Annotated in this window: 12 protein-coding genes and 1 other annotated feature; of the genes, 5 read left to right on the top strand and 7 right to left on the bottom strand. The window is 34.4% G+C overall.

Annotated features, from left to right (window positions below; translation table 11 throughout):
- Nucleotide 1: 1 nt before the first annotated feature.
- A complete protein-coding gene (locus tag AC0GLY_RS06480) occupies nucleotides 2-1,063 on the top strand; it encodes an ABC transporter permease (RefSeq protein WP_496611356.1) in 1,062 nt (353 codons plus the stop codon).
- 1 nt (nucleotide 1,064) lies between these two features.
- A complete protein-coding gene (locus tag AC0GLY_RS06485; protein WP_496611357.1) occupies nucleotides 1,065-1,739 on the top strand; it encodes an ABC transporter ATP-binding protein in 675 nt (224 codons plus the stop codon).
- On the opposite strand, the gene AC0GLY_RS06490 is transcribed toward AC0GLY_RS06485, so the two are convergent.
- From AC0GLY_RS06490 to AC0GLY_RS06520, 7 genes are all read right to left on the bottom strand, one after another.
- Nucleotides 1,700-2,017, bottom strand: a complete 318-nt coding sequence (locus tag AC0GLY_RS06490; RefSeq protein ID WP_496611358.1) for an amino acid permease — start codon at nucleotides 2,015-2,017, stop codon at nucleotides 1,700-1,702. The two genes, AC0GLY_RS06485 and AC0GLY_RS06490, sit on opposite strands and share 40 nt — an antisense overlap.
- 449 nt (nucleotides 2,018-2,466) lie before the next feature.
- The gene (locus AC0GLY_RS06495) at nucleotides 2,467-3,483 is read right to left on the bottom strand and encodes a uroporphyrinogen decarboxylase family protein (RefSeq protein ID WP_496611359.1); all 1,017 of its coding nucleotides are present in this window, start codon (nucleotides 3,481-3,483) and stop codon (nucleotides 2,467-2,469) included.
- Between the two features lie 20 nt (nucleotides 3,484-3,503).
- On the bottom strand, nucleotides 3,504-4,379 hold the full coding sequence (locus AC0GLY_RS06500) for a transporter substrate-binding domain-containing protein (protein WP_496611360.1): 876 nt from the start codon (nucleotides 4,377-4,379) through the stop codon (nucleotides 3,504-3,506).
- 32 nt (nucleotides 4,380-4,411) lie between these two features.
- Nucleotides 4,412-5,116: an amino acid ABC transporter permease gene (locus AC0GLY_RS06505; protein WP_496611361.1), complete on the bottom strand. Its 705-nt coding sequence runs from the start codon at nucleotides 5,114-5,116 to the stop codon at nucleotides 4,412-4,414.
- A 10-nt stretch (nucleotides 5,117-5,126) separates the two neighbouring features.
- Nucleotides 5,127-5,786 carry an amino acid ABC transporter permease gene (locus AC0GLY_RS06510; RefSeq protein ID WP_496611362.1) on the bottom strand — a complete coding sequence of 220 codons (660 nt, stop codon included), beginning with the start codon at nucleotides 5,784-5,786 and terminating at the stop codon, nucleotides 5,127-5,129.
- Between the two features lie 16 nt (nucleotides 5,787-5,802).
- Nucleotides 5,803-6,549, bottom strand: a complete 747-nt coding sequence (locus tag AC0GLY_RS06515; protein WP_496611363.1) for an amino acid ABC transporter ATP-binding protein — start codon at nucleotides 6,547-6,549, stop codon at nucleotides 5,803-5,805.
- Between the two features lie 429 nt (nucleotides 6,550-6,978).
- Nucleotides 6,979-8,139, bottom strand: a complete 1,161-nt coding sequence (locus tag AC0GLY_RS06520; protein WP_496611364.1) for a trans-sulfuration enzyme family protein — start codon at nucleotides 8,137-8,139, stop codon at nucleotides 6,979-6,981.
- A 759-nt stretch (nucleotides 8,140-8,898) separates the two neighbouring features.
- Here AC0GLY_RS06520 and AC0GLY_RS06525 point away from each other — a divergent pair.
- The 3 genes from AC0GLY_RS06525 (at nucleotide 8,899) to metE (ending at nucleotide 13,625) form a co-directional block, all read left to right on the top strand.
- The gene (locus tag AC0GLY_RS06525) at nucleotides 8,899-10,170 is read left to right on the top strand and encodes an O-acetylhomoserine aminocarboxypropyltransferase/cysteine synthase family protein (RefSeq protein ID WP_496611365.1); all 1,272 of its coding nucleotides are present in this window, start codon (nucleotides 8,899-8,901) and stop codon (nucleotides 10,168-10,170) included.
- Nucleotides 10,171-10,182: 12 nt separating this feature from the next.
- Nucleotides 10,183-10,965: a homoserine O-acetyltransferase/O-succinyltransferase family protein gene (locus AC0GLY_RS06530; protein ID WP_496611366.1), complete on the top strand. Its 783-nt coding sequence runs from the start codon at nucleotides 10,183-10,185 to the stop codon at nucleotides 10,963-10,965.
- A gap of 57 nt (nucleotides 10,966-11,022) precedes the next feature.
- Nucleotides 11,023-11,278: a binding site (T-box leader), on the top strand.
- A gap of 85 nt (nucleotides 11,279-11,363) precedes the next feature.
- Nucleotides 11,364-13,625, top strand: coding sequence for a 5-methyltetrahydropteroyltriglutamate--homocysteine S-methyltransferase (metE, locus tag AC0GLY_RS06535; RefSeq protein ID WP_496611367.1), 2,262 nt, complete (start codon nucleotides 11,364-11,366; stop codon nucleotides 13,623-13,625).
- Nucleotides 13,626-13,628 lie beyond the last annotated feature (3 nt).

Raw genomic sequence — 13,628 nt, forward strand, 5'->3', positions numbered from 1 at the left:
TATGTTTTTAGCTTGGAAAGAAATTAAACACGATAAATTAAGATATGGATTAATCACTTTGATGATTATGCTAGTTGGTTATTTAATTTTCATTTTAACCAGTTTGGCCATTGGTTTAGCTGGGCAAAATACCCAAGCCATCGATTCATGGAATCCACGTTCTGTTATCTTAAATAAAGATGCTAATATTAATATTGGACAATCAAGAATTACCACTCAACAAATTAAAAAAATGGATTTAAATCAAAATCAAGCAGCAGTAATTGGTGATTCTCCAGTAGTGGTAACAGGAACCTCTCACAAAAAAATATCAGCACAATTTGTCGGTTTAAATTCTAGTCAATATATTTTTAAAAAATTAAAAATTGAAAGTGGAAAACAAGCTAATCAACCACATGAAGTAGTTGTTGATACTCAGCTTAAACAAAATGGTTATCATCTTGGTGACAAAATTCAACTTAACTCTTCGAAAACCAAGTACAAAATTGTTGGTTTTACAAAAAATGCTAAATTGAATATTGCACCCATTGTTTATGGTAATTTAACTGATTGGCACCAAATTAGTGGACTAGACGATAGTATTGCTGGGAATGCCGTGATTAGTAAACAAAAAATAGCTAGTCATAATGCTCAACTTCATAGTTATGATGTTCAAACTGTTGTTCAAAATCTCCCAGGTTATTCAGCTCAGAACCTTACCTTTAGTTTCATGATTGGTTTCTTAATGATCATCTCTCTGATTGTGATTGCCGTCTTTTTATACATCTTAACAATGCAAAAAATTCAAAATTATGCCGTTTTACGAGCACAGGGAATTCCAGCTGGTTTCTTAGTCAAATCAACTTTAATCCAGTCAATCATCCTAGTTGCAATGGGAATCATTGCTAGCTTGGTTCTAACCATTGGAACAATTATGGCTCTCCCTGCTGCAGTCCCTATTCAATTTAGTTTACCAATCATTGGATTAACCATCGTGGGACTCTTCTTAACAGCGATGATTGGAGCGATTGTTCCATCATTGATGATTATGCGAATTGATCCAGCAGAAGCAATTGGAGGTTAACATGGAAACGATTAAATTAACTAATATCAATAAAAGTTTTGGTGAAGACCAAAATAAATTCAAAGTTTTAAATAACATTAATTTCGCAGCACATGCTGGTGAACTAGCTATTATTACTGGCCCATCTGGTTCAGGTAAGAGTACCTTGTTAACTATTATGGGTGCTTTACGTAATCCAGATTCTGGAAGTGTAGAACTAATGGAAACCCGAGTCGATCAACTAAAAAGTAAAGCAAAAGATCAATTTCGTTTAAATCAATTGGGTTTTATCTTGCAAGCACATGATCTAGTTCCCTTCTTAACGGTTCAAGAACAATTTACTTTAGTTGATAAAGTTCGTCCTACTGGAAATATGAGTTCCAAACAATTAACTAACTTATTGGACCAATTAAATCTTAATTCAGTAATTGACCATTTTCCTAACGAGTTATCCGGTGGTCAAAGTCAGCGAGTTACAATCGCACGTGGTTTATATACACAACCTGATATCGTTTTGGCCGATGAACCCACTGCTGCTTTAGACAGTAAACGCGTGACTGAGGTCTGTCAGTTGCTTTCTGACTTAGCTAAAAAAGAACAAAAAACCGTAATTGTTGTAACTCACGATGATCGGGTTAACCAATATGCTGATCATATTTATAACCTAGTTGATGGCAATTTAAGTCTTGTAAAATAATAAAAAAGTAGAATAACCCATGATGCAATTTCTTCTAAAACACCTAAAATAATGAATACCACAATAATCCGTGCAATCCAAGTTAAACTAGGAACAAGATTATTTAATAAATAATCAAATGATTGAATTACTCTCACGTTTAGGGATAATCCCGATTGAGGAACAGTCACTGCAACAGTTAATTCACCAAAGATATCTAAAATAATTGCTAAAATTACTAATAAAAATATTGCTCGAGGATATTTTTTTAAGATTTTGTAGCTGATTAGCCAAAGCACGATTGATTCACCTAAAACAGCTAGCCAAGTATTCCCATCAGAAAAAGTTCCTGACTAAAAGAAATTTAAAGTTGCCACTAATAAAACTGAATAGCCCGCGACTTCAAAAACTTGGCAAACCCAATATCCCCAACTAACAATAAATGCCGTAAACTCCCCAAAGCCAGCATCTTCATATTGATATAATCCATTGATATATTGCGGGGTAGATCGTAAATTTCGTCTCCACACATAGCTGAAATTACAAAAGCCATTAGAGAAAAAGAACTAATTTTTTCCTTATTTTGAATAATTATTACATCTTTTCTATAACGCATTCTCTACTTTTTTTAAATTTTTTATAATTTATAACATAGCTTAACCAGCTTAAACCTGAAATAAATATTTAAATGACAAATTAAAAACAGTTAACTTTTGAAGTATCAATTAACTGTTTTTTTTGATTAGTTTTAGTTATTTTTATAATTATGAACGGCATCATTAGCCCATTTTATATGTTCAATTGGTGTTTCTCTTGGAACAGTACAATCAGCACCAATTATTACTCTATCAGTTCCTGATTCATCCAAAATATTTTTGACTGCATTTTCAATTTCAATTTTGTTTCCCTTAAATAAAACATCATTTGTTGTATTTCCCAATCCACCAAAGACAGCTTTATTTTTAAATAATTTTTTACCTTCACCTAAAGTATAATCATCAGTAGAAGTAGACCAATTAATTACGGGTAAATCATAATCGACAAACCAAGGAAGGTGATTATTGGCTCCATCAAATCCACAAATATGCAAAATACTGACATCAAAATGCTTATTAATTTCATTAATCAAATCTAAATCAAGTGGTTTTTGAACATTATCAAAAAAATTCTTTGTAATTCTTTCATCTTGAATTTCTTGGGTACTAAATAGCACTCCATCAGCTCCTGCTAGTTTTTCAGTTTTAATTTGCTTTTTAATATCTTGGTTAATCACTTTTAATGCATTTAAAACCACATTAGGATCTTCAATATATAAGTCGGCAAAAATATGGTCAGCTTCACTTAAATCTTTTTCCGGTGTATCTTCTACCAATTTCCATTTGAATAAAGTAATTGCTGAAAATACATTGCTTAATGTTAATTTATCATTACCTAACTTATTGAATTGCTTAGTAATTAAATTATACTGTTCATTAAGCCATTTATTACCATTGCTAATTGGTTTAATATTTTTTAAATCTTCTATAATCCTTGGGTTGTTTACTCCATTAAAATCGTAGGTGAATAATCCATCATTCATTAGCTTTATAAAATCGGGATTAACCGTTTCTACATAATTAATTTCTTTTTCAAAATCATTTTTTAAAATATTATCACTATTTTTCGCTTCAATATGTTCATTGGGATTAAAATGATGCCATACAGAAAAGGGAATAAAATCTTCTGACTTTCCTTTAAATATCTTAATTATTTTATCTTTTTTCAAAATATTTGCTCCTTTTAGAATTAATTTACTTTCGCATTAAAAGTTTTGTCAGCATTGGGGAGTTTAAATGTATCTTCATAAAGATACTTTTTACTTAATTTTTCAAGATAACCATCTTCTTGTAATTTTTTTAACTCTTTGTTAATTGCTTTTGTTAATTTTTTATCTTTGTTATTTTTGTTTAACAAGAAGTAACTGTTTTCTAGACCAATTGATTTTGAAGCCTTTAATTTTTTACCTTCTGAAGTTTCAGCTACTGGTTTATAAGCTGCATATGGATAAATAGCAACATCATATTTTCCGTTTGCAACTTCTTTTAATGCATCACCAGCACTTTGATCACCAATTCCCTTTAAATTGATTTGATGCTTGGGATTTTTTTTATTGTAAGTTTCAATAAAATTGTAACGAGCATCATCAGTCGAAATTGGAGCGAGTTTTAGTTTTTTATCTGCAATATCTCGTAATGATTCTGCTGTCTCACCGCCATTACGCGTGATCAATCTTAAATCATCTAGACCATTTGAATCGGAATGTAAATAGTTATCAAATCTTTCTTTTGAATACCACCAGTTAGAAGCTGCTAGATCATATTTCCCAGATTGTAACCCAACAAAAACAGAATTTTGTGATGTAGTTGTTTCCTTAAACTGATATTGAGGTAAATCTTTATCCATCTTTTTCAAAAGTTCTCCATAATAACCACCAATTCCACCGTTTTCTGGATATGTATAAGGACGGTTACTATTTGGAGCTGCTACACTAATTGTTGTTACTTTATTATTAGAAGAACTTTTATTTGTTTTTTGATTATTTCTAACAAAATAAATTCCACCCAAAATAATAATTGCTAATAATCCAAATGATAATCTTTTAATTAATTTATTTTTTTGCATAATTTAAATCCACCTTTTTAGTAATTTTAATGCTAACCAACTGTATGAAAAACTTTTTTTCTAATTATAAATTCAGCTATTTGGAAAAATTTTGAAAATATCAAGCATATGAGAACATAGATAATCAATGCATCTATATATGTCTCAATATATTTAAATCCGATTGATGAGATAATATTTGATTTTGCCATAATTTCTACAATTCCAATATTGTAAACTAATGCTGTATCTTTAATTAAATCAATAAAGATATTTGAAAGGTTCGGAATCAAGTTAATTATTAATTGTGGTATAACTATTTTTACTAAGGCCATCGAAGGTTTCATACCTACTGAAATTGCTGCTTCATATTGTCCCTTATCGACAGAATTATATGCAGCTCGGATACTTTCAGATAAATTTGCCATAGCATTTAAGGAATATGCAGTTATGGCAATTACGATAGCTGGAACGCCATTGATACTTGTATTAAATCCATGATTTTTTAGCAAGACTAGTAATTGCGGAAGACCATAGTACACAACATAGAGTTGGACGATCATTGGTGTTCCACGAATAAACGAGACTAATATTCCAACAATCTGATCAAATCCTCGAATCTTTTTTTCTCTAATCACGACCACTCCAATTGCCAAAAGTATTCCAATAATTAATGAAGTGATTGAAAGAACAATTGTTACCGGTGCAACATTTAATATTTTAGGAAATGCTTTTTCTGCAAAATTTATATCGAACATAAAAACCCCCTTAAACTGTTACGTACCGAAAACGTTTTTTTACCCAACGAAAAATATGTTCAATTAAAATAACGATTAACCAATAAATCAGGGCAAGAATAATAAATATTTCTAGTTGATAGACCCCTTGACTTTGGTTTGCTAAGTCAGTTGCTATATTGTACATATCAATTATTCCAATTACATAAACTAATGAAGTTGCTTTTAATAAACCAATCACTAGATTTTCAACATTTGGTAATGCTATGAGAAGTACCTGAGGAAAAATAATCCTAAAAAATGCTATTTGTTTTTTCATTCCAACTGATAATGATGCTTCATACTGTCCCTTATTAACTGATAAATATGCTGCTCGAAATGCCTCGGCAAAGTAAGCACTCCATCCAACTGATAATCCTAATATTCCAAAGATTATTTTAGACCAGCTGTTAATATCAATAGCAAATAATGAAAATAACTTAGGTAATCCATAATAGGCTAAAAGAAGCATTAATAAGGGTGGTGTTCCTCTAACAATTCCTAAATAGATTTTTGCAAATAAGCTATCTCGTAAAGATAAAAATGAAAGTAAAAATCCAACACTTACAGAAAGAATGAATGAAACAATTAATAAGACCAATGTGACTGGTAATCCTTGTAAGATATCCAAAAATATTTTATTAGCATTCATTTAATCACTTCCTTAATTATTGAATTTCTGAAATAGCTAACAAAAAATCTTTAGCCCTTTTAGTCTTAGGATGATTAAAAATTTCATCAGGAGAACCCTTTTCTAAAATATTTCCATCTGCAAAAAACAAGACTCGATCAGCTATACTACGTGCAAAAGACATTTGATGGGTTATCACAATCATAGTTTGCCCTTCATTTGCCAATTTTTTAATATCTTTCAATACTGATCCAACTAGTTCCGGATCTAATGCAGAAGTTGGTTCATCAAACAAAATAATTTCAGGATTTAACACCACGGCTCTTGCAATTCCAATTCTTTGCTGTTGCCCCCCAGACAGTTGCGAAGGATAAAAATCCTTTTTATCTTCTAAATTAACCTGCTTTAGGGATTTCAATGCTATTTCTTGGGCCTTATGTTTCTTTATTCCTTGACCATAAATTAAGCCTTCAGAAATATTCTCTAATGCAGTCTTATTTTTAAACAAATTATAGTTTTGAAATACCATGCTAGTATGACGCCTAATCCACAAAACTTCTTTTTCACTAGGATTAGCCAAATCAATTCTTTGATTCTTAAATTTCATAATTCCATCATCAACAGTATTCAAATAGTTTAAGGACCTTAATAAAGTGGTTTTCCCTGATCCAGATGGACCAATTATTGCAATGACCTCACCTTTTTCCACTGAAAGATCAACACCTTTTAAAATTTCATTTTGATTAATTTGCTTTTTTAAATTATTAATTTCTAAAAGTGTCATCAATTAAATCTCCTTAAAATAATATATTATTTTTCTAACCAAAAAGGGATTGGTTATCCTAACTTAAAGTCAGCATAACCAATCCCTTTTAATAGTTTTATCATTAAAAGAAAAATCACGAATATCCACTTCGCTTAGTTAGACTAACTATCATAAATAGCTAACGTATCTAACTAAGGAAGCATAACTCACCATACTTAGATACAGATGTTTAGCAACATCCGTATCAAGTAACTACGAACGTTGCCTACAACATGCAACAAGTACAACAAGTGTTTAATTGGTGATTTAGTGTTGAGTTATTCATTATTTTCTCCCCTTTTATTGCTTATCAATCATTAAAACACGATTGTTATGTTATGTAAAGCCTTTTTTACTATCAAATTACGAACGTCTACTCATACAATATCGATTTGATAACTTATATTTTTATTTTTCTGCCGTTTCAAATGCCTGTTCCAAATCAGCAATCAAATCCTCAGGGTCTTCTAATCCAACTGATAAACGAACTAATTGGGGTGTAATTCCAACTCTATTGCGTTCTTCAATTGGTAACTCTAAATGAGTCATGAAGTATGGTAATTCAATCAAACTTTCCACAGACCCTAAACTCACGGCTAACCAAATCAATTTAGTACTGCTTACAAATTTTTTCGGATCAACATTATTTTTTAATTGAAAGGTAATCACTCCACCATACCCATTTAATTCAGCTTTCGCAACCTCATCACTAGCATTGCCAGCACGGCCAGGGTAATAAATTTTTTTAATGGCATCCGTCTTCGTATCCAAATAATCCAACACCTTTTGGGCATTTTGAATGTGCCGATCTAGCCGAACTGATAAAGTTTTAATCCCACGAATTACCAAAATACAATCTTCTGGAGCTAAAATTCCTCCTACTGCATTTTGCGAAAAGTAAAGCTTTTCGCCAACTTCATCGTTATTCGTAACGACCAATCCCGCAATTACATCCGAATGCCCACCGAGATATTTAGTCGCCGAATGAATTACAATATCAGCACCCAATCCCAATGCTTTTTGCAAATAAGGTGTTAAAAATGTGTTATCAATTACCGTTAACACATTGTGGCGTTTCGCAATTTCAGCAATGCCTTTCACACTAGTTACCTTTAAAAAAGGATTATCAATGGTTTCAAAATAAATTGCTTTAGTATTGGGTTGAATTGCTGCTTCAACTTCTGCTAAATCTTGTGTATCGACTTGAGTAAATTCAATCCCTAATTTTTTTAAATAATCATTGATTAAGCGAAACGTACCACCATAAATATTTTTACTAACCACAATGTGATCACCTGGTTTGAATAACGTGAAAACGGCATGAATAGCCGCACTTCCAGAAGCAAACGCATACCCATGCTTGGCATCTTCTAAAGCTGCAATTTGCTTTTCCAAATATTCACGGGTCGGATTTAAGGAACGAGAATAGTCATATTTATTTTCGCCATCCAAATCTTTAAAGGCGTAGGTTGTTGATTGATAAATCGGTACATTCACGGCTCCAGTATCGTTGTCGTGTAAATCGTTTAGTCCTTTTCCAAAAACTAATTTTGTATTAAATCCAGTCATCTTAATTTCTCCTTTTTTAAACTTTCCATAAAAAAATCCCGCAGTCTAAAAATAGACTACGGGACGATCATGCGTGTTACCACCCTGATTTTGTGCAATATCACTACCACACACTCAACAGGTACATCAATAAATGAGATACCCTGACGCGATATCGGGCGCACCCGAATTGAGTTTGCAATAGCTTACCCAATTGTTTTCCCCAAAGACCATTTTCTGATTCGCTACTTCACCAACTCTCACCATCTGTTGGTTCTCTTTAGAAGTTTAAAAATCATACTTATCCTTGCAACGTTTTTTGATTAGTTTGAAGTTTAATGACTTTATTTTCGTTTGTCAAACTCAAAAATTAATTTTAGTTAACCAAAAATCATGCCTAAGATAGAAAGAAATTTTTAAAAATAATTTTAATTAACAATTTTTGTTGACAAATCTGGAAAATGAATTTAGAATTCATAACAATTCAAATATTCAGACGTTAAAGAGAAGAGTAATTCATAGCAATTAGTTTTAAGTGAGCAGCAGATAGTGAAAAGGTGCAACTAATGATGGGTTACAGATGAACTCTGAGTCAAGATTAATAGTGCAAGCTAACAATCCGGTAGGAACCGATACCTTCCCAGACCTGTTTGGGTCGTTGAGGTTTGCTTAGTGATAAGCAAGCAAAGTTGGGTGGTACCGCGAAAGCTTTCGTCCCATGTATTTATGTATACATGGAATGAGAGCTTTTTTATTTACCAAAATTTAGGAGGAAAAATTATGTCTAAAGAAAAATTTGAAACCCTACAAGTCCACGCTGGCCAAACCGTTGATGCAACAGGTGCACGGGCAGTTCCGATTTATCAAACGACATCTTACGTCTTTAAAGATGCTGAACAAGCTGCGAACCGGTTTGCTTTAACCGAACCTGGTAATATTTATACCCGTTTAACCAATCCAACTACAGATGTTCTCGAAAAACGGGTAGCTGCATTAGAAAATGGAACTAATGCCGTAGCCTTAGCTTCTGGAGCAGCAGCCGTAAATGCTGCTATTACTAATATTGCCGCTGCTGGTGACGAAATTGTTTCGGCAAGTACCTTATACGGTGGTACTTACAATTTATTTAATGCTACCTTGCCCAAGCTTGGAATTACGACCCACTTTGTTGATTCTGATGATCCCCAAAGTTTTGCAGCAGCCATTAAAGAGCACACCAAAGCACTGTACTTAGAAACGATTGGTAATCCTGATATGAACCTCAGTAGCATTGATGAAATTGCCGAAATTGCACATCGCCATGGGATTTTATTAATCATCGATAACACTTTTGCCTCTCCATACTTATATCGCCCACTCGATCACGGAGCAGACGTCGTTGTTGAGTCCGCCACAAAGTTCATCGGTGGTCATGGAGCCACAATGGGTGGGGTCATTATTGAAAACGGAAAATTTGATTATCAAGCTAGTGGTCGCTATCCTGATTTAACCAATCCAAATGAACATTACAATGGCTTAGTGTTTGCCGACTTAAATCCTAGTGCCTTTACTACCAAAGTCCGTGCTGAAGTACTACGCGATACAGGAGCAGCACTAAGTCCCTTCAATGCTTTCTTGTTAATTCAAGGCTTAGAAACACTCTCATTAAGAGTCCAACGACATGTCGAAAACACACGAAAAGTAATTGATTACTTAGCTCATCATGACAAAGTCGCGTGGATTAAATATCCTGAATTAGAAAGTAGTCAATATCATAACTTGGCTAAAAAAGATTTTCCCAATGGAGTAGGATCAATTTTCACCATTGGCTTAACTGGTGGCGAAACAGCCGGTAAAAAATTAATTGAAAACTTACAACTTTTTTCCCTACTAGCTAATGTGGGAGATGCTAAATCATTAATTATCCATCCAGCTTCAACTACTCATGCCCAATTAAACGAAAGAGAGCTTAAAGAAGCAGGTATTACACCTGATTTAGTTAGAATTTCAATTGGAATTGAAAATGCGGACGATTTAATCGCCGATTTAGACCAAGCTCTTGAACAAGTTTAGGAGGTCATCGACATGGGATGTATGAACATTCTCTCTGGTTATGCCAAAAATAATCGTCAATCACAATTAGGGGCCATTAATTTACTAGTCTTAAATTTGATGCCGAATCGTGCTGAAACTGAGCACCAAATTATTAGTGTCTTAAAACGGACTCCGTATGATTTTAATTTGACCTTTTGTCGCATGGCAACTCATCAAACCAAACACTTCGCGTCAGGAATGTTAGTCAAATATGTGACCCTTGCTGATATTCAAAACCAACATTTTGACGCTTTATTGGTAACCGGTGCCCCAATTGACCAAAAACAATTTACGGAAATTGATTATTGGGCAGAATTTAAAGAATTTGTGGAGTGGCGTAAAACCCACGTGATGACCAGTTGTTTTAATTGCTGGTCAGCTTGGGCGGCAGGAACCATCGAAGATATATTAGCAGGTGAACCGGTCACTGATAAAATTTATGGCGTGTTTACCACAAACGGAATCACGATGCCTCACTCGCGTTATTTCAAAATTCCCCATGACACAGTCAAAATTAAAGTCCTAGCTGACAATCCCCAGATTGGGGCAACGGTCATGTGGGATGAAGCCACCAAAACGTACTACGTCACTGGTCACTTTGAATATGGCACCACAACGTTAGCCAACGAATACTTTCGGGACGTCAAAAAAGGGTTAGCAACTACCAAGCCAAAAAATTATTTCACCGAAAATCAGCGACCCAAAAATACTTGGAAAGCAGATGCTACTAAGTTTTATTGTGATTGGTTAAGCCAAGTTACCGTAATCAAATAAAATTAATTGCAAAGAAATGATTGACAAGCATTAAAAAACTCTATAGACTACAAATCAATTAAGATATGGATGAGATAAGTAAGTTTTAGCGATAGCCTAAAGAGAGCTGACAGTTTGGTGAAAGTCAGCGTTATCTAGAAACCGAAAATGGTCTCGGAATCGATTTAAATAAGGTGAGTCCTTTTGTGATAAGCCAAGTTCGGGTGCGCCCGTTACCGCGTTAGAGTATCTCATTCATGTGACGTACTTGTTGAGTGTGAGGCAGTGATGTCTTGCAAAATCAGGGTGGTAACACGACGATTTCGTCCCGTAGTCTAATTTTAGACTGCGGGTTTTTTTTATATCTTTTTTTATAACCATTAGGAAAATAACTTTTAACTACCTGAGGAGGTAACATTATGACAACTAGTATTATTGGATTTCCCCGTATCGGAGAAGATCGCGAATTGAAACACGCTACTGAAAAATATTGGAAACATGAAATCGACCAACCTGAATTATTACGGGTTGCTGATGAATTAAAGAACAAAAACTGGAATAAACAAGCCGAAGCTGGGATTGATTTTGTCAGTGCCGGCGATTTCTCTTTCTTTGACAACGTTCTAGACGTTGCTAGCCTCCTTAACATCACGCCCAAACGTTACCGCGACTTAGGTTTAAACGAACTTGATGAATACTTTGCCCAAGCTCGGGGTTACCAAGATGATGAGCATTCTGTCAAAGCCCTTCCCATGAAAAAATGGTTCAACACCAACTACCATTACATCGTTCCTGAAATTGACGACGATACTGATATCAAACTAGTGGGTAAACGCTTCTTCGAAGACATTAAAAAAGCAACTGAACGACATGATCATGTCAAAGCTTCCATTGTCGGACCTTATACCCTCTTGAAACTAAGCCGTTACGTGGGCCAAAAAACAGCTACTGACTTTGTGCCAGCTGTGATTGCTGCTTACCAAGCCATCTTTAAAGAACTAGATCAAACTCATTTAGATTGGTTGCAAATCGATGAACCTGCCCTAGTGTTTGATTTATCTGCTGAAGACCAAGAATTATTCAAAGAACTTTACGCTGGTATTTTAAAGGAACCCCGAACTTTCAAAGTTAACTTACAAACCTACTTTGGTGACGTTCGTGACCTTTACCAAGACTTAATCAAACTTCCCATTGAGGGAATTGGTCTTGATTTTTTAGAAGGTAAGCAAACTGCGGATTTAATTCGTAAGTATGGCTTTCCCGAAGATAAAACTTTATTTGCGGGCGTCGTGAACGGAAAAAACATCTGGCGTAACGAATACCAAAAAACCGTTAATTTAATTAAAAGCTTACCCGTGACTAATAACTTCGTAATTTCAACTTCGTGTTCTCTTCTTCACGTCCCTTACACAGTCGAAAACGAAACTGATTTGGATCATGATTTAAAACAACATTTAGCCTTTGCTTACCAAAAATTAGCCGAAATTCATGACCTTGATGAAATTATTAATCACGATGATCAAACTCGTTTACAAGCCAACCAAGCCTTGTTTGAAAATGTGAACCATCCCGCTAATCCTAAGGTAGTTGAACGAATCACTGACTTAACCGAAACAGATTACACTCGTTTACCAAAACGAAGCCAACGAGAAAGCATCCAAAAAGAAGAATTTAAACTCCCTGATTTACCAACGACTACGATTGGTTCCTTCCCACAAACTAAAGACGTGCGGAAAAATCGTTCTCTTTACAAACATCACAAAATCTCAAAAGCAGAATACGATGCTTTCAACGAAGCCAAAATCAAACGCATCATTGCATGGCAAGAAAAAGCTGGCTTCGATGTTCTGGTGCACGGGGAATATGAACGAAATGACATGGTAGAATACTTTGGTGAAAACTTAGACGGTTTTGCCTTTACTAAAAAAGCCTGGGTTCAATCATACGGAACTCGTGCAGTTAAACCACCAATTATCTGGGATGATGTTAGTCGGAAAAACTCAATTACCGTAGCTGCCTCAACTTATGCTCAAAGTTTAACTGATAAACCAGTAAAAGGAATGTTGACTGGTCCCGTTACAATTTTTAACTGGTCCTTCCCTCGTGAAGATATTTCTGCTGAAACTTCTGTTACGCAAATTGCTCTTGCAATTCAAGATGAAGTTTTAGATTTGGAAAAGCACGGGATTAAAATTATTCAAATTGATGAAGCTGCTTTACGAGAAAAGCTTCCCTTACGTCAAAGTGATTGGTACAAAGAATACCTTGACTGGGCTATTCCTGCCTTTAAACTAGTCCACAGTAAAGTATATCCAACCACCCAAATTCACACACACATGTGCTACAGTGAATTTAATGACATTATTCCAGCCATCGATAACATGGACGCCGACGTAATTTCTTTCGAAGCTTCGCGTTCTGATTTATCAATCATTGATCAATTAAAAGCGAACCACTTTGAAACGGAAGTTGGCCCAGGAGTCTATGATATTCATTCTCCTCGAATTCCTAGTCAAACAGAAATTTACAATGTCATTAATAATATTTTAGCTAAATTACCAGAAAGCAAAGTTTGGATTAACCCTGATTGTGGTTTGAAAACTAGAGGCGAGGCTGAATCATTTGCTAGTCTAGACAATTTGATTGCTGCAGTTAAACAAAAGCGGGCAGAGTTAGGATAAATT

The sequence above is a fragment of the Fructilactobacillus sp. YLN 2507 genome, assembly GCF_059614085.1.